Origin of the sequence: Tolypothrix campylonemoides VB511288_2, assembly GCF_045999855.1 — a bacterium.
GTDB lineage: Bacteria > Cyanobacteriota > Cyanobacteriia > Cyanobacteriales > Nostocaceae > Scytonema > Scytonema bouteillei_A.
The window spans coordinates 674977-701345 of the sequence record NZ_JBFPMW010000004.1; the positions used below are offsets into that span (position 1 = coordinate 674977).

Sequence of the window (26369 nt, forward strand, 5' to 3'; positions counted from 1 at the left end):
CTAAGACTGTGGGAAAATTAGCCAAAGCTTCCCCTGCACTCCCACCTGCTCCCTCTTACTCTCGGTCAAGATAAGGAAAATAAATGCCTTAGAATCGATAAATATTGAACTCCTTGGCTTTTTTTAGGTTAAAGCGGTAAAAAATAAAACTTATAACTAGAAAAACAAGTGAACTTAGTAGACTGTATTTGTAATTTTTTGAAAAATCGTTGAATTTCTAAAGATCTACTGCTATTTGCTGTCTCTTGGGAGGCTTTAAGTAATAAACGTTACAAATATGACATGGAAAAGGAGCTAACAGTTGTGAGATTAGTTATACTAGGAGGCTCGGGATCGGGAAAAAGTACTCAAGCACACAGGCTGAGTAAATATTTTGAGGTTCCTTTAGTCTCTGTAGGTGAGATTTTACGCTCTGCGATCGCCAACCTAACAGATTTAGGTCGTTTCGCTCAGCCCTATGTTGACATGGGGGAGCTTGTTCCAGATGAAATAATGATTGAATTTATAAGCAAGCAACTGACAAAACATGATGTAGACTGTGGTTGGGTATTGGAAGGTTACCCCCGTACAGCTTTTCAAGCAGAAGAACTGGATTTTTTACTAGAAGGTTTGGGGCAAAAATTAGACTGGGCGATTTATCTCCAAGTGTCGCAGGCAGTCATGGTAACTCGTTCGGTAGAACGTTCTCTTCCCGATGATTTACCAGAAATTGTACAGCGCCGTGTGGAGTTGTTCTACGATCGCACCGTTCCTATCTTAGAATACTACGATCGCCGCCGTCGATTGTTAACCATTAACGGCGACCAGTTACCAGAAATGGTACAGCACAGCATTGTTTCGCTTTTGTGTAAGCCCTCGTAAAAATTGGGGTATGCGGTCACTCTTCAAGTGCAAGAGTTTGGCAATGCAAAATTGTACTAATTATCTTTAAAAATACTTAAAGCATGACGTTGAAATTTTAGTAGGCTGTATTGTATATAAAAATTTCGAGGCAATCCCAATGGCTTGGCAGCGTCCAGACGGTCGGCAACCCCACCAACTACGTCCTATTAGCTTCCAGCAAGGTTTTACCCGTTATGCATCCGGCTCCGTGCTGACAAAATTTGGGGAAACTCACGTACTGTGTACAGTCAGCGTTACTAAAGGAGTTCCGAGATTTCTAGAAGGCACAGGTAAAGGTTGGTTAACTGCTGAGTATCGAATGCTACCATCAGCAACCCATCAGCGACAAGAACGGGAATTTATGAAATTGTCTGGAAGGACACAAGAAATCCAAAGATTGATTGGACGTAGCTTGCGAGCTGCCTTGGATTTAGAAGCCCTAGGAGAACGAACGCTAACAGTGGATGCAGATGTATTGCAGGCAGATGCAGGCACGAGAACAACAGCTGTCACGGGGGGATTTGTGGCTCTAGCAAATGCAATTTCCAAGTTATTGCAGCAGGGAGTTATAGAGCGATCGCCTTTAATCGGACAGGTAGCAGCAGTGTCAGTAGGATTGCTAGAAGAAGAACCATTTTTGGATTTAGATTATACAGAAGATGTTGCGGCTGGAGTCGATTTTAACGTAGTGATGAATCAAAACTTGGGAATTATTGAAATCCAAGGAACTGCTGAAGAGGGCAGTTTCAGTCGCCAGCAACTTGGGGAACTTCTAAATTTTGCCGAAAAAGGAATTCAACAATTGTTAATTTTGCAACAGGAAGCGATCGCTGATTGGAAGGACATCTATCGAGGAGCTACAAGTTAGGGAAGCACCTCTCCCTTATCCCCCCAACACCCAATCCCCAAGCCCATGATGTTAAAAGTTTCAAAAGGGAGAAAGGGAAATTGTCAGAATTTCGCTATTGTAATGCTGGAAGTCGCTAGTTTTATGAGAGAGCGATGAGCAAAAAAGTTGAAGTTCTAACAGATCGAGCTGCCCTAGTTTCGCAAGCGCTAGAATTGATAATATCCAAGATAGAAACTGCCATTGCAGAGCAGGGACGGTTTACTATTGCCCTGGCGGGAGGTAGTACACCCAAACCACTGTATGAGGCAATTGCGTCACGAAACCTGCCTTGGGATAAAATTCACGTGTTTTGGGGAGATGAACGTTACGTTCCGCCCGATCATCCAGATAGCAATCAACTCATGGCACGTCGTGCTTGGTTAGATCGCGTCGAGATTCCGGCAGCTAACATTCACCCCATGCCAACAGATGAAGCCGATCCCGCAGTGGCAGCAGCCAAGTACGAAAAGCATCTGCAAGAATTCTTTCACTCTTCACCCGGAGAGTTTCCTTCTTTGGATGTGGTTTTATTGGGAATGGGAGATGATGCACACACTGCTTCTTTGTTTCCCCATACGGCAGCATTAAAAGTAAAGGACAAGCTGATTACCGTAGGTAACAAAGACGATAACCAACGTCTCACCTTTACTTACCCCTTCATTAACGCTGCTCGTTGCGTTATGTTTTTAGCTACTGGTGCTAATAAAAAACCAGCCCTGGCTCAAGTCTTTGCACCCACTGCAGATGACTTTGCCTACCCATCTCGCCTAATTCAACCTCAAGGAGAACTTTTGTGGTTGTTAGATACAGCCGCAGGTAGTGACCTTAACAAAGGATGAAGTATAAAGGATGAGGGATAAAGAATGAAGGATGAAGGATAAAATTTCATACTTTATACTTCATACTTCATCTTTAGAGTCCACACTTCATACTTTAAGAAGGCACTTGTTAAAATCGGAAGCTAGAGTAGCCCCTCTGCTTGTCGGCACTATATTTTACGATTGAACTTCAACTAAAGGCTTAACTCCATGATCGTCTGCCCAAATTGCAATCACCCAAACCCAGACGGCGCTGTCCAGTGTGAAGCTTGCTACACCCCTTTACCAGCTACCACTAACTGTCCTAGCTGTGGGGCAACCGTGCAGGCAGACGCGTCTTTCTGCGGTCAATGTGGCTATAACCTGCGAGCTGCTGCTGCCCCTGCTGCCACTGCTCCTACCGCCGTTGCAGTTACCGTCGCTCCTGACATTTCAGAACCACCCCCGTTGGTTGTACCCGATCCGCTAGTACAGCCACAGCCGGTGACTGTAAATGGTTCTGCTAACAATAATGCCCCTAACTCCTCACCGTTACCACCAACAGCGGTTTCAGTAGCCCCAGAATTTACGGAATCCCAAAGCAGCGAGCCACCAACCGTTGCTGCACCACCGCCTCCTGTTACTCCAGAGCCAGTAGCAGCACCAGAACCCGAGCCAGTGACTTCCGCAGCGCAACCAGCACCACCTCCACCAGTGGCACCGGCACCCGTACCGCCACCTCCTGCTCCAGCTGCGGTACCACCTGCTTCAAGGACTCAATTACAGCAAGTGACCGCACGCCTCATCCACGTCCAAAGCGATAGAGATGTTGAGTTACCGCTGAATCTCTCTGTTGTACACATAGGCAAGCCGAACGATCGCATTCCACCGGATATAGATGTATCGGGATTTCCCAATTCTGAGATTGTCTCGCGAATTCATGCTGATATTCGGATTGAGGGAGATGCTTATTATATAGAAGATGTCGGCAGTTCCAACGGCACTTACGTTAATAACTTACCCCTGTTACCCGGAAACCGCCACCGCTTGCGACCTGGCGATCGTATAAGTTTAGGTAAGGGAGATTTAGTGACATTCCTGTTCCAAATCTCTTAGCCAATTCTATTTCTGATATGACACGTGTGCTTGCGTGATTAAACTCATCCTGTTACATTCATTGCAATCTCTCCCGGCTCAAAGTTGGACTTTTGAAGATGAACCCATCATCCGCATCGGACGGGCGACGGATAATCATGTTGTTCTCTACAGTGCCGTGGTTTCCCGCCATCACGTTGAGGTAAGACGGGTAAATAAGGGCTGGGAAATTGTCAGCGTAGGTGCAAATGGAACTTATGTGGATGGAGAACGCATCGACCAAGTAGCGGTTAGCGATGGAGTCATCTTTCGCCTTGCTCGTTCCGGTCCTCAAATCCAAATCCGCCTTAATAATTCGTAATTCATGATTCGTAATTTGTCATAAAATTTATGAATTATGAATTATGAATTGTGGTAGTGCGGTCGAGCACAAACAACAGTTAGGATGGATGTGCAACTGCGACCAAATGCATGAATTTGGTCATACGATTAGGAAGACGAACCCATGAGCAACTTTGGGAAAGATTTTGAACCCCTGCTAGCCCGAGAAGCCCCACAAGCAATTGACCGCATGGGATTTACTTGGTTAATTGCAGCTGCTGCAGCCACTATTGTGCTGTGGCAGGTTCCCGGAGGAGATTACATTTTATACCCATTTTCTATCCTGGCAACTTGGTTCCATGAAATGGCTCACGGGATCGTGGCGCTTCTTTTGGGAGGCAATTTTCAGCAGTTAAAGGTTTTTCCTGATGGCTCTGGTGTCGCATATCATAGTGGTGCGTTATACTTAGGACCAATTGGTCGCGCTTTGGTTGCAGCCGCAGGACCGATGGGACCTCCAATCGCAGGTGCAGCCCTAATTCTTGCTTCCCGCAGTTTTAAAACTGCAAATCTCAGTTTAAAGATTTTAGGGGGTTTCTTGCTCCTCTCAACAGTTATATGGGTGCGATCGCTGTTTGGAATTGTAGCAATTCCCCTTTTAGGTTTAATTATCCTTGGTATTGCCCTAAAAGCTCCTCATTGGGTACAAGGATTTGTCATTCAATTTCTTGGCGTACAAGCGTGTGTAAGTACGTACCACCAACTCAATTATTTATTAAGTGCTTCTGCTGGTCCCGGTTTGCTTTCTGATTCAGCACAAATACAGCAGCAGTTGCTTTTACCCTATTGGTTTTGGGGCGGTTTGATGGCGATCGCATCTCTGGTTATTTTGGTACAAAGTCTTCGTTTGGCTTATCGTTCAAGCTAAGCAAGTCAGCTACCCCAACCTACAAGCAAAAGTCCCCCAATTTATCGGGGGATCTAGAACATTAAGAGGCTAAACGAGCCGTTTGAAAACACGCTCTAGGAAGGGTAAAAAACTGCCCTCTAAACCTTGGTTGCAACTTTTTGTTGAGCAGCTATTTCATTTTGACAGGGACGACCTTGTTCAAAATCAGTTATATTAGCAATGGTGGTCTCCGAGATATTACGGACTGCTTCTTCTGTAAAGAAAGCTTGATGCCCGGTAATCAGGACGTTTGGAAAGGTTATTAAACGCTGAAAAACGTCATCGTGAATAATTTCATCAGACAAATCCTCAAAAAATAAGTCTGATTCCTGCTCGTAAACATCAATACCAAGATACTTAATTTTACCAGACTTCAATCCTTCGATCGCTGCTGTCGTATCAATCAAAGCTCCCCGGCTCGTGTTGATCAGCATGATCCCCGGCTTCATCTGTTGTATCGATTGAGTATCAATCAAATGATGGGTCTGAGGTGTCAAAGGACAGTGCAAGGTAATAATATCGGAATTAGCAAATAACTCTGATAGTTCTACATATTTAGCTCCTAAGTTTTCAACTTCTGGATTGCGATAAACGTCATAAGCCTGAAGGTGACAGCCAAACCCTTTCATGATTTGTCCCACAATTTGACCTATTTTCCCAGTCCCAATAATTCCCACAGTACGCCCGTTTAGGTCAAATCCCAAAAGCCCTTCAATTGAGAAATTTCCTTCCCTAACACGGCTATAAGCGCGATGAATCTTACGATTGAGGCTTAATATCAATCCAACAGTGTGTTCTGCTACTGCATAGGGCGAGTAGGCAGGAACACGCACAACAGTCATACCCAACTCGGCGGCGGCTTTCAAGTCCACGTTATTAAAACCCGCACAACGGAGTGCAATCAGGCGAGTTCCTTGTGAAGCAAGAAGTTCTAAAGTTGGGGCGTCAGCGCGATCGTGTACAAATACGCAAACCGCAGGAAATCCAGCTGCTAAGATTGCTGTATCTCGATCGAGACGCGGTTCAAAGAAAACCAGTTCGTGTTTATTTTGCTCATTTGCAGCTTCTAAAAACTGGCGATCGTAAGCTTTTGTACTGAAGACTGCTACTTTCATAAAAAACTTCAAGCTTTATGCTGCGTTGCTTTTCCGTATATGATAACTCAATTGCTTAGAAGGCTCACAAATACTAGAGAAATCTAGCAATTCTATTTGAGATCTGAACGAGGGAGACAAGGGAGATAAGGGAGACAAGGGAGAGGTGTTTGTAACTCAAGTAGGATTGCTATATAAAACTAATAAGTTTTACCAATAACAATACAGGAGCATCCCGATTTGGAAAAAACACGCTTATGATTGAAATCACGCCTATACAGACAGATCGAGTCCGCCCGTGCAGACTTTATTTAAAGCCTGCGTAGGCTGGCTTTGTTTGTATAGCTCCAGAATTTATTCTGAGGGCAATTTGCGCTCTTTGGGATGCTCCCAACACTACTACAAACTCATTGTCTTCTCTGTGTCCTCTGCGTTCTCTGCGGTTCAAAAAGACAATTTTATAAGCTCCAACTTTTCATTCAAAAACGTATGAGTTTTTTCCTCTTTTACACCACTGATATTTAACAACATCAACTCATCTCGCTGATGCCAGACAGCAAATATTTTTTGCCGCTCATCATAAAGCGTTTCTCTATTAATTTGATACGCCTCAATATCAATTCGCTTAAGCTTTAAGCCCAATAAATTCAATAACCTCTCCAGTATTCTTACGGCTGAAACACTCTTTGTACCCGTCTCAATATTAATTCCCAGCGTTCTGCGAATGTGTTTGCTACATTGAAGTGAAATATTTTTGAGCAATATTAAATCTGCATCATTTTCAGTAAATTTTCTTTCTGGTTCCAAAAATTTCAGCATTCCTAAAGCTCTTAATGCTTCTATTTTAAGAGTGTAAGTTTTTAAATCTGGTAAAAAAACTTTACCATCACCCCAAGATAACTGCTGATGGAACTCTTGCTTGTCTTTCAGATGAAAGTAATTGCTTTCATGGGTGAGGTAGTAGTGAGAAAGTAATTGACAGTAATATCCTTTATCGTCCCTTAGCTTCAATTCTGGAGTCACTTCAATCCCGTACTTTTGTTTGAGAACATACTTGCTAATTTTGTGACGTTCCTCATTCGTTAAAGAGTGTTTGGTCAGAAGTTGTGCGTATGCTAAGTCATTAATATCTTGTGCATTAGCTACAGCCGTTGCCAATGTCAATTGGTTTTGTCGCTTGATTTCTCTAATTTTCCGGTCGATTTCTTGTGTATTCTTCCGACTTTGCGACCAATCCTTCTGTACTTTTACAATTTCTAAAATTAATCTTTTCCGAGTTGTTATATCGTTGCGATCGGTTGCTAAAAAGGCAAAACGTAAATCTCTAATAATATTCTTTTGCGTATCATTACTTCGCATGGAAACCGGGTGTCCATCCGCAATCAAGCCTTCCTTCATGGATTGGCGGTAAAAGGTGATAGACGCATTCACTCTTGCTGCTAACTTTGACCAAGTACGTAGATGAATGGGATCGTAAACTAAAGGTAAATCTACATCAATTTTATGTAATGGACTTAGCAAAGCTAAGTTTTCTTTTTGATTGTCCTGATACCAACAGGAAAGCGATCGATAATTTGTGCTACCACTTCCAATCAACCCAATTCCTCGCTTAGCACACCAAATAAAACGGGGTATATTATCGCGGACTCTTGCTAATGCTTGTCGTGCATCAAAATCAGGAACCACTCCTTGAAAAATACCATAAACTCTATCAAAATGCCGCACGTCAATACTAATTCCCGTACCCAAACTAGGAGTGACAAAAATGGTGTCATACGCAGCAACTTTTTGATTGATAGATGCTACAAAATCAACAGCTGCATGACCGGGTGTGTTAGTTGTATGGCTGCTAACAACGAGAGTATTGGGAAATTTATGCTGCAATCTCGCCAAACGCTCTCTCAAGTAACGTTCAATGGTTTCACAACTATAACGCCCGGAACGACTATCAGTTGTTACATAACATTTGTATCCTGTCATTAAATCTAATTCTAGTTGATGAATCAAAGGAGTTGGATTGGGAGAATCATAAAAAGTGGTATCCCAACCTTGATGTGGTTTCCATTGATTAATTGCAATCCAAGGAACTACCTTAATTCCTGCCAATCCCTGTAAATATTCTAAAGAAACGTCTGATAAGTCAGCGTCTTGCGCTATAACCAAACCCCCTGTTTTTAATACAGTTGAAATTAATTCCTGAAATATTTTTAAAATTTTGACTCGTTTATCCTTACAAGTACTGCTATTGAGTAGATGCCATAATGACTGTTCGACTTCATCCAAAATAAAGATTGCACCTTGCCATTCTTCAGGATTCAGTCTCCAAATGGAATCGATACACAGACCGAGAGATTGGCGGTTGGGAATGAGGGACTGGTGAGATGAAGAGATATGAGATGAAGACATAACAGAAAATAGCTCTATCTTGTCCCCCTTGTCCACCTTGTCTCCCTTGTCCCCCTTGTCTCCCTTGTCTCCTTTCCCCAATCCCCACGGAATACCAATTTTTTCACATAAAAATCGTCCGAGTTGAATCCTATGAGTCATTAATAAAACAGGTTGATTTTGACTTTTTGCTCGATTTACAACAGATTGGAGTGCTGTGGTTTTCCCCGTTCCTTTTGCTGATTTCACTCCAACTAACCCAGAAGTGGGAAAAGGTATTTCTCCCAAATAAGGACGGTTGATAGTGAGTGCAGCTGGAATAGTCAATTCAGTATGAGGTTTGGTATGAGCAAGGTAGACTTCTAAATCAATGCTGTTGCGATAAATGGATTCAAAAGCACTTGCACCTTTAGCAACGATCAAGTCATCTACGCCTTTCTCCATTCCAGGAAGTTCAACGACTTGAACGGGACAATTTCTTTTTTGAAATAAAAATCCTAATTGAGAAATAGCGTTGTTTACAGTTACGATTTTCTTTGGTTGAGTTTCAAAATCAAAGCAAATATAAAATGTCCGCTTGGTGATGGTGAATGCGCCTAGATCCGGAATAAGTTGGCGACTGACGACTTTTCCAAATTCATCTCTAACAACGCGATAACCGTTTGTAATTCCGGGAATGCCTATTGCTGCATATCCTTGAGTTAACAGTGCTGCTGCTTTCTTGACCCCTTCACAAATAATCACGGGTACATTGCGTTCCATCACCCAAGACCAAAAACCTTCTGCTTCACCATTAGGATTGAGGTTGATACGCTCGGGCATAGCCACGTTGTAACGCTGAGAAACTTGCTGCCAAACACAAAGTGGGACTCGCAGACAAAAGACTCGTGTTGGAGTACTCGGGGGATGCTCGTACTTGATAGACTTGCAATTTTCATTCATGCGGGGTTGGTTTGGCTTAAAGCATCCCCACTCCATAGCCTTCCAATGATTCAATGGATCGAGACCCGAACACCACCAACCGCCGTCTGCAATGTGTTCGTAACGTTGCAACCAGCTACTCCTAACCATCCCGGTGTTCGTGCGGGGTAAATGTTCGGAAATTAACAAATATTGATAAGCAGTATTGCCTTGAAGAGATTTAAAATTGAGTTTACTAATGTCTAAGTTTATACCACTACCATTGACTAATTCTTCAAGGTGTTGGTTGTGTAAGTCGTGCGAGTACATTGGTCAGGTAGTAACATAGGACGATGAATTAAAAACCTTAACACGCATCTTCTGATTTTTATAGGTAGGAAATGTAAAGGTTGAGTGACACTTTTGTACTCAGGGCAGTCTAAAATACATCGGTTAACGAGGGAGAGGTTTCTTTTGTCTTCTGTATAAGTAAACTAATAAGTCTGTATCGTAATATTCGTATCTATAAAAAAAATACAACTCAGTAAAAACCGCATAGTTCACCGAAACAATAGCTTGAACGCTTAGAGAGTAGCTACCCTCTGCCTTTCTCTAGCAAATAAAAACATTAATGGAATTCCCAGGTAAAGCCTGGGAACGAGACTGGAACTTATGCCCCAACAGCTTCCTTAGCAGCGTACATAACTTCCACAGTAATTTGATTGAAATTGCGTTCGCGAGCAAATTTTTCTGTATTGCGCTTCACTTTCCCGCGTACAAAACCAGGGACTTTGTTTAATTCTGCCTGAGCTTCCTTAGTCCAAGCTAAGTCAGAATCAGCAGAAATACCCTTTGTAATAACTTCTTTGGTATCGTGTCCACCAAAGATTTCTAACAAGTGGTCTTCCATTCCTAAAGTGAAGGAATTGTATACCAAATCTGCAATTTGATTTGTCCCCTCGTAACCTACAAAGGGTTTGTAGCCAATGGGGAAGTTCTGGATGTGGATGGGTGCAGCAATAACACCGCAGGGAATATCCAATCGCTTACCAACGTGGCGCTCCATTTGAGTACCGAAAATTGCAGAGGGTTCAACACGAGCGATCGCATTTCCTATCTCTGTATGGTCATCTGTAATAATCACTTCATCACAGTACTCGCTAACTTGTTCGCGGAACCAATCAGCATCGTACTTGCAGTATGTTCCAGCCCAAACGACATGAATGCCCATTTCCCGTGCCAAAATCTTGGTTATGGCTGCTGCATGAGTATTGTCACCGAATACCACAGCCTTTTTCCCAGTTAAGTTCTGACAGTCAATAGAACGAGAGAACCATGCTGCTTGAGACACATACAGGGTTTGGTTGTTGATATACTCTTCGTAATCAACACCGGCACCTTGAGCGTTAATCACCTGTTGAATCTTGCGGATGCAACGAGCCGTTTCTACAACCCCCATAGGCGTGATATCTACATAGGGCATCCCAAATTCTTCTTCTAGGTAACGAGCTGCCAGAATACCTAGTTCCCGGTACACTACGAGGTTAAACCAGGCGCGAGGCAAATTTTTCAACTCGTGAACGGAAGCTCCATCTGGTATCACAACATTCACCTCAATTCCCAAGTCAGCCATCAGCCGCTTCAGTTCGGTGGAGTCATGTTGGTTGTGGAAACCAAGAGTAGAAATACCAATAATGTTGACAGAGGGTTTTTCCGTTTTCCCTTGTGGGAGTTCGCCCTTCTTGCGAGCTTTCTCAATATAGAATTGAACGATTTGGTGTAGGGTGCGATCGGCAGCCTGGATTTCGTTAACCCGATAGTGATTGACATCTGCTAGCAACACGTCAGATTTTGTTTCCAGCGTTGCCCGCTCTACAAAGTTTTGTAAATCTTCTTGTAAAATGCTAGAAGTACAGGTAGGAGTCAACACGATCAAGTCTGGGTGTTCTTCTGCATCTTTACGGGTGATGTTGTCCACCACTTTTTCTTGTGAACCGCGTGCCAAAACGTTACGGTCTACGATACTGGCTGTCACCGGGGTAAAATTCCTCTCCCGTTCGAGCATGGAGCGCATGACGTTGAAGTAATCATCGCCCAGTGGAGCGTGCATAATGGCATGAACGTTTTTGAAGGAACTGGCGATTCGCAAAGTGCCTATGTGAGCGGGACCTGCATACATCCAGTAAGCCAATTTCATGAGTGATGTTCTCCTTTGGAGTTAGGGAAGAGGAGACAAGGGAGACAAAAAGATCGTGCCCAATGCCCCATTTTATCCGTTTGTTGCTTTTTGAAAGTGCTTTTGATTCTCTCAAAATTTGACCTTGTTGATGAAGTGGGAAGTACAAGGGTTTTGGGGATTTGCGATCGCTCAAACTTCGTTCCTGACTGTAATTCAGCTTCTAACTTAAACAACAAAAGGTTGTTTAAGTGAAATAAATTGTAATGTTTGGGGAAATTTCTTAATTGTTTTTTCTGGAGGCGGAGCCTCACACTCTGCATTTCCAGGCTCAGCCTCCGTAACGAAAAATTCCTAACTCCCAACCCCAGATCTTCCTATGCAGCTACCAAACGGCGCAAAGAATCAGCACGGCGTTTTGCTGTCGCATTGTTGGGATTAATTTTTAGTGCGTTTTCGTAAGCTTCCAGTGCTTGGGAGTTTAATTTTTTACGTTCGTATGAATGACCTAAATTGTTAAACGCTGTCACATAGTCAGGTTTAACTCTCAGGGCTTCCTTGTACTGCCGAATCGCTAAGTCATACTGTTCTTGGGCAAAGTAGGCATAACCTAACCCGTTGTAAATATAAGCAATATTTTCTTCGCCTTCTTCCTCAGCAGCTTTGAGTGCTTTTTGAAACAAGGCGATCGCCTGAGAAAAGACCTTTTTTTCCGAATAGATACTTGCTAATTCGTAATATTCCTGAGCCGTACCCTTTTCTTGGGCTAGCTTCTTTCGCAGGCGAGAGAGAGAACCTTCACGCTTGCGAGTTTTAAAGATTTGGCGAAAAATGATGACAACTGTAAATGCCAGCAGACCTACTAAAACGGAGAGATAAATAATTGCTAGATTGTTATCCATTGCCAAAAATACAAACCTTTTCTTAAAACATGACTAATGGCTCAGATAACAATTGTAGCTTCTATGCCGCAGATCGAATCACCAGACATGACTTGTCAAGTTTACCGAGTCATAGGGAATCTTTTCAAAGAAGAGTATTTTACCAGCAGTTATTCAATCAACCCATGTCTCCCATAAAAGTTATAAGCTTTTGAGTATTTCTGCTGTTTTTAGGCAGCTTGCTTCTTCTGGCTTTTATGGATAAAAGCCTGTAGGAGGGTGTAGATAAACTGTAAATTGGTAAATAAATAGCGTCTCCACAATCTTCTGGGTTCTTGAAGCAGGCGGTAAAGCCATTCGAGCCCCACTTCCTGCACCCACAGAGGAGCACGTTTTTTTCTACCTGCAATGACATCAAAGCTACCACCTACCCCAATCGCTAGGTTTACGCCCAAATTTTCCCAATGCTCTTCAAGAAAGTATTCTTGTCGGGGGACTCCCATACCTACAAAAAGAATGCTCGCGCCACTTTGACGAATAGCTTCAGCCCGACCGGCAGCCTGTTGTGAACTGAAGTAACCGTTATCAAAACTAATTTTGAGTCGTGGATGCTTGGACTGTAGTTTTGCGGCGGCGTCTGCAATCACATCTGTTGTTCCTCCTAGCAAGTAAATACCCAGTTGTCGTTGTTCCGCCACGGCTGCGAGTTCATAAATCAAGTCAATTCCTGCAACACGACTTGGTAAGGGCGCAGACAGCCATCGTGAAGTCCAGATAATTGGCTGACCGTCTGCCACAATTAAAACAGCCTTATTAATAATTTTTGCCAATCGTTTATTGTTTTCCATCATCATGAGGATGGCTACATTAACGGTGCAAATATATCCTCTTTTTTCCTCTTGGATGAAACGAATTGCCCAGTTAACTGTTTCTTGGATTGTCACGGGGTCAAAACTGCTATTTAAAATTTGCACTCTTTGTTTGGCCCGATCCTCTTCTTGGAAATGCTTAATCGGCAAGCTCTTAGGGTTGCTATTGAAAAATTTCATGGTTTCCATGACTGTATCCTCACATCTGTCCTTTATTGCTTGAGGGTAATTAATAAAAGCAATGCATCTACGAAAAACTTCGCTGCCCAGTTTGGATAGGATAAGCGAGTGTATGTCCCCCAAATTGGCTCGGAACCTTTAATCCCCCCTCGAATGTTTGGGTTGGAGGTTTGAATATCTTGGCAGGACATGACGTATTGCAAACTGTTGAATGCTGCTTGATAGTATTCTTGTTGTCCTGTTTGTTGGAAAAGCTTGAGCCAAATAATTGCCATTTGACAGTTACCGGTTAAGCAGCAGTAATTTCCGTGAGGCTTTCCCTGAAGGTCTATTTGTCCGGGAATAAATCCATTCGCACGAACGTGCTTTAACACTGCTCTGGCTCCTGCGATCGCAGCGTCTATATACTTTGGCTCGTTAAGCAAATAACCTGCTTCTAAAAGACCGCGATTGGCGTATGCGATGTTGTGAGTGAAAGGAGGAACACCTGGTTGAAAAGCACATTGGTCAAACCAACCAGCTTGTTGCTGGCTAACAGCCCAATCCAAGTTAGCTCTAGCAACTCTCTCTCTATCTGGGTGGGGACTTATAACGTGTAGTTTTAACAAAGGCCAAGCAACACGAGTGTTATAGACGTGAGGAACATTCAAATGAGTGTTTTGAGTCCATCGTCCTGTTTCATCAGCTACTTTCACAAGCCAATTACCAGCAGCTTCAGCTGCTTGTAAAAAATACAAATCTTGCGTCTCTTCATAAGCTCGAAGCAGACCTTGCAGGACTTGACCTGTATCAAAGACAATACCTTTTGAACCGTAGCGAGGGTCAGAAATTGAACCATCATCGTTCTGTATTCTGACTAACCATTTGCATGCACTGACAGCTCGATTCCAAGCGTCATCATCTTGAATTTCATAAGCCAAATCAAAAAATGTGTCAGCAATGTATCCCGTAGTTTCGCGGTAAGAAAGCCTCCATCCTCCTTTAAGGGAGTAACCCCAACTAATTCCGTCATCGGGGCTGCAATCTTGAGCACGTTTGAGCCATTGAATAGCCGCGTCTAAATGCTTTCGAGGCTCAAATACCGTTTTGCGTTCTCTAAAGAGATCGTTGATTGATATATTGGAAAAATCCCAAAGTCTTACCAGCGTTCCTGGTTGCTTGGAATTGCCAAATGTCTCTACCTTTTTTTCGCCTTGCATATCATTTTGTGAGGCAATACTGCTTTAGCTACTACGCACCAGATAGAAAACACCCTTGTACGTACCTGAATGTGTAGTTTGGTAGCTGCTTTTAGGCAATCTGTCAAGCATTTTCTGCTTGTATAGAAAATCCTAACCCTAGCCATTTACTTTATTAGGCTATTGACTGGAACTTTTTGAATTTTTGGTGCTTCTGTAAAAGTACTGATATTAGAGATCTTCTGTCTACTATCTTTACGTCTTTTTCACGAAAAACCCTTGAATTCTTTAAGTAGTGATAGTGAAACTTGATATTTTAGGGGCTTGGAGAAGAGTTGTTCAAAATAGGGTAGGGGCTTCGGTTTGCTATCAAATTTCTTGAGTTTGGTGTCCAGCGTTCAATCTCTTTTAGAAATTTTGTTTGAAATCAGTAAATTGATTTGGTAAGCCCCAGTACTTTAGACGTTCAGAGAGCCAACCAGAATCTATGTAGCGAGCGATCGCTACATTCACCCGTCTTCGCAATTCATCATACTGCAAACCTTTGGGCATCACTACAGACAGTGGCTCTGTAGACAGTTTCGTTAGTAAGATTCGATACTGTGGGTACTGTTGAACGAAACCACTTAGAACACTTCCATCTGCAGCAAAAGCAGCAACTGCATCTTTTTCCAATAGAGCAATTGCTGCTTGATAAGAATCTACTCCGACTAACTCAGCACTCGGCAAATAGTACCGTACTGCGGCAATTGTGCTTGAGCGATCGAGAACAGCTATTTTCCGTTTTGTTAGATGGCTTAACTGCTGCACCGTATTATCTTTTGTCAGCAGGACAGATCCATCAAAGTAGTAAGGAACGCTAAAACTCACCAAACGAGCACGTGAAGACGTTGCTGTGACTCTAGCAATGCCAATGTCAACTTTATCTTCCAAGACTGCTGACAAACGATCTTGATTTATTACGGGCTGCAGGCGAACCAAATCTTCTTTACCTAGTAAGTCTACTGTCAATGCTTTTGCTAAATCAATTTCCAAACCTTGCAGTTGACCGCTTGCATCTCTAAATGCCAATGGACGCAAGTTATCTTTGACAGCAATCTTGATGTAGCCTCTTCGTTGAATCTCTGATAATTGGGCAGCAGATGCGGACAATCTTGCATCTGCAAAAACAAAGCAGAAAGCTAGAAGCACAAAAATGGCAGCAGATAACAGAGGATATAACCGATCGATAGTCTTCCATCTGTTACATCCGTTACCCATCACCTGCTCCCTTTATCCTTTTGCTTGAGTTGCCAATTCAGCAACTTTGCTGAAGCTAGCCGGATCGAGAACTGCTAATTGCGCCAACATTTTGCGATTGAGTTGCACGTCCGCTTTTTTGAGATTGCCCATTAACTGGCTGTAGCTCAAACCATGCAACCGTGCTGCTGCGTTAATGCGAGTAATCCACAGGCGACGGAAATCGCGTTTGCGCTTTTTGCGATCGCGATAGGCATTCCGAAGCGCCTTCATGACTCGCTGATTGGCCGTTCTAAACAGAGTTGAGTGAGAACCGCGAAAACCTTTAGCAAGTTTGAGAATTTTTTTGCGGCGTTTGCGAGCAACGTTACCGCGTTTTACCCTTGTCATCTTTTCAATTCCACCAATTAATTACAAATAAGGAAGCATTCCGCGTACATTTTCTTCATCGCGCTCGTTGACAACTGCCATTTTGGACAGTTGGCGCTTTTTATTAGAACTTTTGTGCTCTAAGAGGTGATTTTTAAAAGCTTTACGGCGCATGATTTTACCACTACCAGTGGCGCGAAACCTTTTCGCCGCAGCTTTACGCGTTTTTAGTTTGGGCATGGATTGGCGTTAATTCGACACAATCCCCAATTATAAACTATGAATAGAGGTTAGGGAATAGGAGAGTGGGGATTAGCTATTGGGTATGGGGCTAGCTTTTTGCCCCAACGGTTTGACCTCAGATCCGGTTGGATAACAATCATCGCCATCGTAGGTGTATTCAAGTAAATCGGTAGGAGTAATAATTCGGTTTTCTCTTCTGCCACGATAAGCCTTTGTTAAGCCATTACACAAGTTGTTGAGAACCCTACCGCTAATCTGCTCGATCTCATCCACGTTTTTTAGCTTTGAAATGGAAGTGGGATGAACGCCGGAAAGCTCGGCAAGTTCTTTGTTGCTGATTTTTTTCTCTGCCATTAGCATCCTAAGCCGCCAACGAATCATTTTTTGAGAATCTTCCTTTTTTATCTACTTTACATAGTTTCCTCCAAATCTTAGTTTATAGTCAGGCTGCGTTTTGACTATTTATTTTCCATTTTCCATAGCTGATAAGAAAATTTTATATTTAAATGTAAATTTACGTAGCGTATAAGCTATATACTAATAAACAGTAAAAAAGACGATCCCTCTGACCTAAGTCAAGGTGGGATCGCCTTTTACATCTTTAAATTAATTCAATTAATACCTATTATGCCACAACTACAAGCTGTTGCAACAAACGAACAAGTTATTGCTCAACAAGAGTTTGAAAAATACGTTAAAGCTCAGGGCGCGACTACAGCACTCCAAACAGGTAGCGATTCTTTTGAAGGATTAGCTCAATCTACTTCACACATCCTCAACCATGCTTTATGGCTTGCCCAACAGAAGGAGCAGTTATCCAAAAGGGAGTACAGACAGTTACTGAATTGCCGGGGTTGGAAGAATGAAGACCGGAAGTACTTAAAAGTAGCTGCAGCATTCAAACAGTTTTCAGATCGAGACTTAACTCAAATTGAGCCAGCAACAATATTCCAACTGGCAAACAATCCCAAAAAGTACCAAAGCGTCATTGACCTGCTGCAAACTTTAACCGAAATTAACCAATCTGCTGTTCGAGACTTGATTGTTAAGCAGCGACAACCCAAGGAACCAAAGCAAGAATTACCCAGCATCTGGCGGCGGACAAAAAACGGAGGGCGGTACTGCCAAATTCCACCGATCCAAGAGACTGACGAAAGAACTGGGACGGCTTTACAAAAGATGATGGATGACGAGGGGTTGACAGCACAGCGCATTGTTGCCGAAGCCATAGCGCTGAGACAAGCTTACAAAGAAGGACGGTTGATGTTGGTGGAAAGCTTTGAACCAACTTGCGATCGAGAAACATCAAAGGATTGGGAAACGAATTCAAGCAATGTTTGGCTTGATGAACCGAACACAGATATTGCTACTAAGGAGTTTGAGGAACACATAGAGGGCGCTTGGACATTCGAGCCAGACCCAGAAAAGGACGAGCCTGTGGAGGATGACGGGGAGTATAGCGCTGTCGTTGAATCCGAAACAGAGTGTGGCTCCCCATCTCCCGTTGAGTTGTTGATTGAAACTTTTCAGAATGCCAGTAGTTGGGAGCCAATCAGGGAAGCTTTGCTCGTTCATGAAGATTGCAAGCAACAAGCATGGGACGTACTAACACCAATTGAGAAAAAGCGAGTCAGGGGATTGATGCCAATTGAGGTGAAAAAACTATCTGAGGCTAAAAAGGCGGGTTTGATTGTTGATTTTAAAGAACTCAGAGAGGGGATTTATCAGGTGCGGCGAAGGGGTATTTTGTTAGGAGAGGTGGTGAGTTCGTCAGGATTAGACGCTTTTTTGACTCAGTTGTAAGTTGAATGGCGATCGCTCCTAAATAACTAGTACGATGGGCGCGGAAATTAAATATACCATTAGAATTGAGAGAAAAGATTTAGTAACAAGCGTTTGCGCCTTCTGCCCTAGTAGCGGGCGTACTTCTGCCTTCATGTACTAGGCTATTTCTGGACCTAATGACCAACAAAATCGCCGCAGTTGCGATCGCCAATCATCTAATTTTAGTGACTCATAACACCCGTGAGTTTAGCCGTGTTCCTAAATTACGGTTAGAAGATTGGGAAATAGCAGTATAGGAATTTTCTCTTACTGATGATTAAGGACTAATAGCGACTTTAGGATCTAAAACAACTTCCGAACCAGATTCATTGATATGGTAAGTCCAAGATTGGGAACCAACCGCTACAACTGCTTCCCAGCCTTTGATAGGATTGAATTCCTTTGTACAAATTTCTCCAAACTTAAATTCACAGGGATTGCCAAAGGTTTTTTGAGTGGCTTGGGTAATTTTTAATTGAGCAACTGGTATTTTGGAACGCCGTGAAGCATCACGCAAGATCGGATTTTCTAACGCTTTTGGCATTGCAGTGGGTTGAGATGCACTGACTTTAGGATCTAAAACAACTTGCGAACCAGATTTATCGACATGATAAGTCCAGGAATCGTTCTTGAGTTGTACGTTAACTTCCCAACCCTCAACGGGTTTAAATTCTCTAGTGCAAACCTCACCAAACTTAAATATGCACGGATTGCTAAACGTTTTTGCTGTTGCTTTTGTTACCTGTAGATTGCGTATTGCTATGTTAGAACGCTTGGAAGCATCGCGCAAGATAATGTTTGCAATTCGTTTCGGTAGAACGTTGGATTGCTGGTTGGTATTTTGAGCGAGCTGGGCGACTTTGCGATCGCTACTGACTTGTTGTGCGGTAGCGTTTGCCGTAGAATGGCCCACATTCCCCCAAAAGAGCAAACTGGTTAACAAGAGCGTTAAAACAGCACCCTTAGGAACTTGAAGGACACGATAAAAGTGATTTAGAGATTTCATATTGTAAAAGTGAATGTTTTAAACTGTTTGTTTTTCAGACGATTTTACTTAGGTATTGTTGCCATTGGTATAACGCAATCGCGAAATTGACGTTTCAATGGCGCAAACACGGGACAAGGTGCTTGGTCTTGTAAATTTTCTGGTTTACTCCAAGTAAAGGGTGCTTTTTTTGACGCAGACATCCATAACAATCGCTTTGCCCGTGTCATGGCAACATAGAGCAAGCGGTACTCCTCGGCAGTTTTTAGGTGTTTGGCTTGTTCCCAAGCCGTGGTAACATCAGGTAAAGTAGATTCATCGTGGAGAGCCGCACGAATTTGAGCGCGAGCCACTTCCGAGAGGGTAAAATCTCCTAAAAACTGGCTTTGAGGCGGAACCCAAAATCTACCTGGAATTAAATTTTCATGGAGAAAAGGTATAAACACGTAGTCCCAATCCAAGCCCTTGGCTTTGTGCATGGTAATGATTGTCAGTTGACCGCGACGGGTGTAGCGAGCTTCTGAATCTTCTGTTTCCACAGGTTCAAATCGTTCGGAACTAACGATTTCACTGAGTGCGTTTAGCATCATACCCATGGAAGCATGACCTGCAATTTGTTGGTTAATTCTTTCTGCTAATTTGTCAGCAGTTGCGAGTTCTGCTTGGTCGTAATTCAGTGCTAGAGCAAAAAAAGAAATCAGATGATACAAAGGCAGTTCCAACCGCGCCCGAAGTAAACTGCGGCACAACCGTGCAGCTTTTTGTACGGTTTCTGATTGGGGTGCTGCTAAAGGACCGGGATACAAAAATTCTTCGGGTAAAGTTGCAAGAGCATTTAAGTCTTGTGTTTCAATCAGTCGCCTTTGGACAAATACTTCTAGGGCTGCTTTCAGGTAGTCTGGAGAATGGGGGCGATCGCAAAATTGCAGCAGGGCTAGAATTTCCACAGGTACGTGAGAACGGCGTTCCTGTTCGCCAACATCATAAAGTGTAATTTTATAGAGTTTGCAGATAGGAGCCAATGCTTCAGCCAACCACCGTCCCTGACGGTTTTCTCGAACTAAAATGGCTGCACTCCCATGCGTTGGATCTTGGGAAAAGAGATCGACAATTCTGTCAGACAACAACTCAACTGTATGATGGATGTCGCGAGGAGTATGAATTTCTAGTCCCTTTCCGATGCGTTCCGGATTGGCATTTGCTTGAGGATCGTCAGGGTTAACTGGGTGAATGATTTGATGGCGAAAGGGTAATTGTCTTTTGTCAGCTGTCAATTGTCCTTTGTCATTATCAACTGACGAATAACGGTTCACCCATTGCAGAACAAAATTAGCAGCTTCAATAATAATTCTGGTACTGCGACCGGCTCGATCCATCGTTGCAAGTCGTTCTTGCAAGCTGCACTCCTCACAGAATTGCCGAAAATAAATCGGATCGGCTGGGGTAAACGTAGAGTTAATGGCTTGGTTGGGATCGCCAACACGGATCAGGTTTGGTGGTTGATTGGGATTGTTGGGGTCAGCTGCAAGAATTGTTAAAAGTTCCGTTTGCAAGGGGCTAGAATCTTGGGCTTCATCTTCAAAAACTGCAAAAACTTGATTTTGCTCTATCTTGCGGGCGCTTTCGTTTTCTAAAACCCGCAAGGCGGCTAAAATCATATCATCATAATCAATAAAGTCACGAGAACGCATCAAATTTTGATATTGGTCGTATAACCCAGCAGCAATGCTTAAAATTCCATACTCATCTTTTGTCTTGTTGCTTAACTCGTGTAAATCTTCTGGCAACAAACCGGAACTTTTTGCTTCATGAATTGCAGTCATTGCTAAATCCGGTAGCACTTCTGTCCGCAATACGGATTGACGCCGCAGTCTTTCTGTTTCTTCTCCGTCAAATTGCGTACCTTCTATTAAGCGAGAATACTGGCCCGGATGGTTGGAAATCCATTGTTCTACAGCAGTACGGATAAAACGGTGACTTTGGTTTGGAGTGATTAAAGTCACGTTTTCTAACTGCAACCCTGACAAATCGGGGTAGCGGGTGGCAATGTTGAGTGCAAGACCGTGGAGTGTATGCACAACAAAGCCTGTCTGGGGTAAAGATAAATCTTTACGTAAGTATTCCCGGATTTTAGCTTTAATGTTTGCTGCCGCCGAGCGAGTAAAGGTAACAACAATCAGTTGACTGCGCGATTTTTTGCGTAATTCCGCAGAACGTTCGTACTGACGTGCAATTGCAATGGCAGCTGCAGCTGCCATCCCTGTTGATTTACCAGCTCCAGGAACTGCTGAAATTGCCAACGGACCCGATCTCCAGTCTGCCATTTGTTGCTGTCCGGGACGAAGACTGTTGCGGATACGCGTGATGGCTGTATCCCGCAGGGAAGACACGGGCATTTCAGCATATACTTCTATAAAGTTAGAATCTTGAGGCACAGTATCTGTCAATTGAATGTCCTACTAACTAGAATTTGAGATGGCTAATTGCTAATAGCTAATGGCTAATAGCAGAAACAATTAGCAATTAGCCATTAGCTATTAGCCCTTAATATTTATGGTAAATCGTAAATTCCTACATTATCTGTGTTTGATTGCAGTAATATTCTTGGGGACTTTCTTGCGCTTTTGGCATTTGGATTTAAAACCCCTATGGATGGATGAAGTTATCACTGCTATCTTTAGCTTGGGGAAGAATTACGGCAATTTTCCTTTAGATAAGGCCTTTCCGCTTCAAAATTTGCCAACAATGTTTGCCTTTCAACCGGGGCAGAGTTGTTTTGAAATTACCAAAACTGTCGCTACCGAGTCCACTCATCCACCACTTTTTTTCTGTGGAATGTATACTTGGTTGGGTTGGCTGGCTCCATTAGGAGAAGAGTGGGTAGCAAAGTTGCGATCGCCATCCGCCTTATTTGGTGTTGGTGCTATTGTCGCAATATATTATGTCAATCGTGTCGCTTTCTCTCCGTTGGCTGGATTAGTCGCAGCTGCATTGATGGCTGTTTCTCCCTTTGCTGTCTACCTTTCCCAAGAAGCACGGCACTACACCTTGCCCATGTTTCTCATCACTTTAGCTTTACTGGGACTGGTAAAAATTCAACAAGATATAGAAAAGCATCAAACAGTGCGGTTCTTTGTTTGGGCTGGGTGGGCAATTGTGAATGCTATCGGTCTTTACGTGCATTACTTTTTTGCTCTTGCCTTTATCGCCCAAATTGTAACGCTGCTTTTGTTAATGTATTGGCAAAGGACAAAAATAGCCAATCAATATCAAACGTGGGTGGCTATCTTTCTCTATTCCAGTGGAGTTGTGTTGAGTTTCTTGCCCTGGTTGGCGATCGTGTTTTCTCATTTCAATCGTTCTGAAACTGACTGGATAGCACCTCCTCAAAATATAGCTCCTCTGTTTCAAACTCTCCTCAACTGGGTATTAATGCTCATTGCTTTACCAGTCGAAAATCAGCCCCTCCCAATTGTATTGATATCTGGGTTGCTCATGGTGTCTTTCACCTTTTGGATAAGTTGGCAACTCTTACTCGGTTTTAAACGACTGTTGTCTGTACCATCAGTGCAAACAAGCACATTAGTTCTGTTCGCTTTTTCTGGTTGCGTGTTGTTAGAATTTTTTGCCATTGCCTATTTCTTGGGAAAAGATATTACCAACGTTCCAAGGTATAGTTTTGTTTACTATCCTGGGTGGTGCGCTTTACTAGCTGCAAGTCTTTCTCAAAAAGAGAAATATGAACAAAGAATAAGAAGTAAAAAAAAATACATGATTGTTTCTCCGCTCTTAATTTGTTTTTTTGTCGGTATTATTTGTAGTGTTTTCGTTGTTTCCAACTTCGTTTTTCAAAAACCTTTTCAACCAGAGCAAGTTGCAAAGAATATGAATCAAGATCCTTCTAGTTCTCTCATGGTTGTTATGGCATATAGAAATTATCAAGATATTGCCTTAGGGTTGAGCTTTGCTTTAGCACTTGAACCGATAAGAACTCAAAACATGAGAACTTCACCTCAATGCTCAATACCCGATGCTCAATGCCCTAAATCCTATTTTGCATTTTTCAAGCAATCACCCGACTTTTCCTCTGTTTGGCAAAAACTGTCTCAACTTCCCGCACTAGACGTCAATAAGCTTAATCTATGGATTATTGGTCCTGGGCGGAAACGGGTAGATTATCCAACTCAAGTAGCAATTTCCCCTCAAATCAGTTGCAATATTGATTCTAAAGAGCATTACCGTATTGGTATTCCCTATCAGTTATATCGTTGCGATCGATAGTGACCGATTACCGCCCGTCTTTAAGGAAGAGACGCGGAGATTGGGGGACGCATTAATACACAGAAAACGCGCAACCCTTCCTTTCCACCCCTCTCCCTCTCGGTCAACATGAGAAAATTAAAGACAGCACAGCTAGCAGGGAAGGAAAACTTTTTCTTTCCTTGAGTATAAGTGCCTTCCTGCGATCGTCAAGGTCAATATCCCTTCAATAGAAAATACTGAATATTTTAGTAAATGTACGGTTATTATACTTAAAGGTCAACAATAGCTAAGTAGAAACCCTGTTCTAAAAAAGGTTTAATTTTTCTATACTTATACTGGTCTATAGTGTAATATAAAATACTATAATTAGGTAATTAATTATAAGATTAAGAATATTTGAGGGCAAAAGTAATACTTAAAAAAAATATGTTTAAGATAGGTAAAGAAAATTTAGGATTTTTTTAAAAAAAGTATACTAAAATTAGCCTTTTAAAAAAAATACATACTAAGAATAATTTTTAGAAAAAATTATCTTTTTCAACAGGTTTTATTACACTAATTACCATTTATAAAAAATGAAAATATCAATGAATGTACAAAGCTTTGTTTCCGTTCAGAATATTCAGTTAGAGAATTATGAGTGTGAACTAATTCATAGCCCCGGTTCCATTCAGCCTCACGGTCTTTTTTTAGTATTATCAGAACCAGATTTGGAAATTCTGCACATTAGTAATAATACGGAAAAATTGCTAGGATTGCCAGCAGAAGAGTATTTAGGACAGTATTTATCCATACTTGTAAAACAAGAACAAATAGCTGCAATTGAAGGATGTCTTCAAGAGAACTTTGAAAATATTAATCCTTTGAAACTTTCTGTTTTCAGTCATGGGAAGACCTGCTTGTTTAATGGAGTTATTCATCGCTCGCCACAAAACTATTTGATTCTAGAGTTAGAACCCTGTAGTTGTGAAGGGAGCACTGGGTTCTCTAATTTTTACTCTCTGACACGAAACGCACTGACTCAGATGCAACAAGTTTCAAACCTGAGCGAGCTGAGCGCTGTGATTGTTAAAGAAATCAGGAGAATGACAGGTTTTGACCGAGTTATGGTTTATCGGTTTGATGAGAACAGTTGTGGAGAAGTGATTGCTGAAGATAAATCGGAACAGATAGAATCATACCTCGGCTTGCGATACCCAGATCTTGATATACCTTCCCATGCAAGATATTTGTATACCCTTAATCCCCTGCGGCTCATTGCAGATGTCAACTACCAACCTGTAACTATTGTCTCCAAAATTCAAAATTCTCTCGACCTCGATTTAACCTATAGCGTGTTGAGAAGCGTTTCCACCTGCCATATCCAGTATTTGAAAAATATGGGGGTTGGGGCGAGCATGTCAATTTCACTTGTAAAAGATGGGAAATTATGGGGTTTAATCGCATGTCACCATCAAACGCCGCGATTTGTCTCCTATGAAATTAGAACAGCTTGCGAGTTTTTGGGAAAGGTCATGTCTTTAGAACTCGCTTCTAAAGAAGAAAATGAAAATTTAGAATACAAATTGCAGTTAAAGTTCGCCCAAACTAAGTTTATCGATACAGTGGCTCAATCACAAGATTTTGCTGAGGCTCTATTCCAAGACAGAGCTAGTTTGCTACAGCTTGTTAATGCTGAAGGGGCTGTAGTCTGTACAGATGGTCATTTGACGCTTGTTGGTAAAACTCCAAGTGAAGCAGCTATTCACGAGCTGATTTCTTGGTTGGATGACAAGTTTCAGAATTACCTTTTTGTGACTGATTCCTTATCCAAGTTTTATCCAAAGGCAATAGACTTTAAAGAGGTAGCTAGTGGATTGTTAGCTCTTTCTATAGCTAGGATTCGCAATCATTATGTTTTGTGGTTCCGCCCGGAAAGATTGCAATATGTGAATTGGGCAGGAAATCCCCAACCAGTGAATACAATAGCACCTGATGGCAGTATAACTCTGTGCCCGCGTAAGTCCTTTGAGTTGTGGCAGGAACAGGTCAACGGAACATCTTTACCTTGGCAATCTTATGACATTGATGGAGCAATTGAGTTGAGAAGTGCAATTGTAGGGATTGTACTTCGTAAAGCTGATGAATTGGCAGCAATTAACTTGGAGTTAGAACGCAGCAATCATGAGTTAGATGCTTTTTCCTACATTGCTTCTCACGATCTTAAAGAACCTTTGCGAGGTATTCACAATTACTCCACCTTTTTACTAGAAGACTATGCCAAGATTTTAGATGAACCTGGTGTCTCAAAATTAGAAACGTTGGTGCGGTTAACAAAGCGGATGGAGGATTTGATTAATGCTCTACTCCACTTTTCCCGTTTGGGACGACAAGAATTGAACGTGGAGTTAATTGACTTTAATGAATTGGTACAAAATGTCAATGAAATATTTTGCATGAGTTTGGGGAATAGTAATATTAATATCCGAATTCCCAAACCTTTGCCTGTCATTAAGGGCGATCGCATTTTACTGGAAGAAGTCTTAATCAATTTGATTGGGAATGGCTTTAAATATAATGAAAGCCCTGAAAAATGGGTAGAGATTGGGCATTTAGATTCGGTTAACGAACAAACCTTCCCCGTATGGACATTTTATGTAAAGGATAATGGCATTGGCATTCGTGAAAAACATCTAGAAACTATCTTTCGGATTTTCAAACGATTGCATGCTCCCGGTAAGTATGGCGGGGGAACAGGGGCAGGGTTAACTATTGTTAAGAAAATCATCGAACGACACAATGGAAAGATCTGGGTTGAGTCTGCTGAAAGTCAAGGCAGTACTTTCTACTTTACGTTGCCAAAGTGAACAG

21 protein-coding genes are annotated in these 26369 nt (G+C 42.3%); 9 read left to right on the forward strand and 12 right to left on the reverse strand.

The window, feature by feature from the left end; genetic code table 11:
• The first annotated feature begins 303 nt into the window (after nucleotides 1-303).
• The 6 genes from AB0756_RS15560 to AB0756_RS15585 all read left to right on the forward strand — a co-directional run bounded on the left by AB0756_RS15560 (nucleotide 304) and on the right by AB0756_RS15585 (nucleotide 4912).
• On the forward strand, nucleotides 304-861 hold the full coding sequence (locus AB0756_RS15560) for an adenylate kinase family protein (RefSeq protein WP_038077209.1): 558 nt from the start codon (nucleotides 304-306) through the stop codon (nucleotides 859-861).
• 139 nt (nucleotides 862-1000) lie between these two features.
• On the forward strand, nucleotides 1001-1750 hold the full coding sequence (gene rph / locus AB0756_RS15565) for a ribonuclease PH (protein WP_038077140.1): 750 nt from the start codon (nucleotides 1001-1003) through the stop codon (nucleotides 1748-1750).
• 134 nt (nucleotides 1751-1884) lie between these two features.
• A complete protein-coding gene (gene pgl / locus AB0756_RS15570) occupies nucleotides 1885-2610 on the forward strand; it encodes a 6-phosphogluconolactonase (protein ID WP_038077142.1) in 726 nt (241 codons plus the stop codon).
• Between the two features lie 189 nt (nucleotides 2611-2799).
• Nucleotides 2800-3684: an FHA domain-containing protein gene (locus tag AB0756_RS15575; RefSeq protein WP_038077144.1), complete on the forward strand. Its 885-nt coding sequence runs from the start codon at nucleotides 2800-2802 to the stop codon at nucleotides 3682-3684.
• A 34-nt stretch (nucleotides 3685-3718) separates the two neighbouring features.
• Nucleotides 3719-4024, forward strand: a complete 306-nt coding sequence (locus AB0756_RS15580) for an FHA domain-containing protein (protein ID WP_038077148.1) — start codon at nucleotides 3719-3721, stop codon at nucleotides 4022-4024.
• Between the two features lie 144 nt (nucleotides 4025-4168).
• Nucleotides 4169-4912, forward strand: a complete 744-nt coding sequence (locus AB0756_RS15585; protein ID WP_038077150.1) for a M50 family metallopeptidase — start codon at nucleotides 4169-4171, stop codon at nucleotides 4910-4912.
• Nucleotides 4913-5031: 119 nt separating this feature from the next.
• On the opposite strand, the gene AB0756_RS15590 is transcribed toward AB0756_RS15585, so the two are convergent.
• From AB0756_RS15590 to AB0756_RS15635, 10 genes are all read right to left on the reverse strand, one after another.
• Nucleotides 5032-6048, reverse strand: coding sequence for a 2-hydroxyacid dehydrogenase (locus tag AB0756_RS15590; RefSeq protein ID WP_038077152.1), 1017 nt, complete (start codon nucleotides 6046-6048; stop codon nucleotides 5032-5034).
• 423 nt (nucleotides 6049-6471) lie between these two features.
• A complete protein-coding gene (locus AB0756_RS15595) occupies nucleotides 6472-9642 on the reverse strand; it encodes a plasmid replication protein, CyRepA1 family (protein ID WP_038077154.1) in 3171 nt (1056 codons plus the stop codon).
• A gap of 340 nt (nucleotides 9643-9982) precedes the next feature.
• Nucleotides 9983-11509 (reverse strand): ferredoxin:protochlorophyllide reductase (ATP-dependent) subunit B, encoded by a 1527-nt coding sequence (gene bchB, locus AB0756_RS15600; protein WP_038077156.1) that lies wholly within the window; start codon nucleotides 11507-11509, stop codon nucleotides 9983-9985.
• A 356-nt stretch (nucleotides 11510-11865) separates the two neighbouring features.
• Nucleotides 11866-12390, reverse strand: coding sequence for a tetratricopeptide repeat protein (locus AB0756_RS15605; RefSeq protein WP_038077158.1), 525 nt, complete (start codon nucleotides 12388-12390; stop codon nucleotides 11866-11868).
• A 209-nt stretch (nucleotides 12391-12599) separates the two neighbouring features.
• Nucleotides 12600-13427, reverse strand: coding sequence for a WecB/TagA/CpsF family glycosyltransferase (locus AB0756_RS15610; RefSeq protein ID WP_237266100.1), 828 nt, complete (start codon nucleotides 13425-13427; stop codon nucleotides 12600-12602).
• A gap of 23 nt (nucleotides 13428-13450) precedes the next feature.
• Nucleotides 13451-14617 carry a prenyltransferase/squalene oxidase repeat-containing protein gene (locus AB0756_RS15615; protein ID WP_038077161.1) on the reverse strand — a complete coding sequence of 389 codons (1167 nt, stop codon included), beginning with the start codon at nucleotides 14615-14617 and terminating at the stop codon, nucleotides 13451-13453.
• Between the two features lie 387 nt (nucleotides 14618-15004).
• Nucleotides 15005-15856, reverse strand: a complete 852-nt coding sequence (locus AB0756_RS15620; protein WP_038077163.1) for a transporter substrate-binding domain-containing protein — start codon at nucleotides 15854-15856, stop codon at nucleotides 15005-15007.
• Nucleotides 15857-15868: 12 nt separating this feature from the next.
• Complete coding sequence (gene rplT, locus AB0756_RS15625) at nucleotides 15869-16225, reverse strand: 50S ribosomal protein L20 (protein ID WP_038077164.1); 357 nt, start codon at nucleotides 16223-16225, stop codon at nucleotides 15869-15871.
• Between the two features lie 21 nt (nucleotides 16226-16246).
• A complete protein-coding gene (gene rpmI / locus AB0756_RS15630; RefSeq protein ID WP_038077166.1) occupies nucleotides 16247-16444 on the reverse strand; it encodes a 50S ribosomal protein L35 in 198 nt (65 codons plus the stop codon).
• Between the two features lie 72 nt (nucleotides 16445-16516).
• Entirely contained in the window at nucleotides 16517-16828 is a 312-nt protein-coding gene (locus AB0756_RS15635; protein ID WP_082051777.1) for a helix-turn-helix domain-containing protein, read from the reverse strand.
• A gap of 246 nt (nucleotides 16829-17074) precedes the next feature.
• Between AB0756_RS15635 and AB0756_RS15640 the strand changes: the two genes are divergently transcribed.
• Complete coding sequence (locus tag AB0756_RS15640; RefSeq protein WP_063779533.1) at nucleotides 17075-18250, forward strand: hypothetical protein; 1176 nt, start codon at nucleotides 17075-17077, stop codon at nucleotides 18248-18250.
• Nucleotides 18251-18548: 298 nt separating this feature from the next.
• On the opposite strand, the gene AB0756_RS15645 is transcribed toward AB0756_RS15640, so the two are convergent.
• Entirely contained in the window at nucleotides 18549-19277 is a 729-nt protein-coding gene (locus AB0756_RS15645; RefSeq protein WP_038077167.1) for a hypothetical protein, read from the reverse strand.
• A 44-nt stretch (nucleotides 19278-19321) separates the two neighbouring features.
• Nucleotides 19322-21652: an ATP-dependent helicase gene (locus AB0756_RS15650; protein WP_137986486.1), complete on the reverse strand. Its 2331-nt coding sequence runs from the start codon at nucleotides 21650-21652 to the stop codon at nucleotides 19322-19324.
• Nucleotides 21653-21809: 157 nt separating this feature from the next.
• Here AB0756_RS15650 and AB0756_RS15655 point away from each other — a divergent pair, with 157 nt between their 5' ends.
• Both AB0756_RS15655 and AB0756_RS15660 read left to right on the forward strand, forming a co-directional pair.
• The gene (locus AB0756_RS15655) at nucleotides 21810-23537 is read left to right on the forward strand and encodes a glycosyltransferase family 39 protein (RefSeq protein ID WP_038077168.1); all 1728 of its coding nucleotides are present in this window, start codon (nucleotides 21810-21812) and stop codon (nucleotides 23535-23537) included.
• Nucleotides 23538-24094: 557 nt separating this feature from the next.
• On the forward strand, nucleotides 24095-26365 hold the full coding sequence (locus AB0756_RS15660) for an ATP-binding protein (RefSeq protein WP_408019885.1): 2271 nt from the start codon (nucleotides 24095-24097) through the stop codon (nucleotides 26363-26365).
• Nucleotides 26366-26369: the final 4 nt, after the last annotated feature.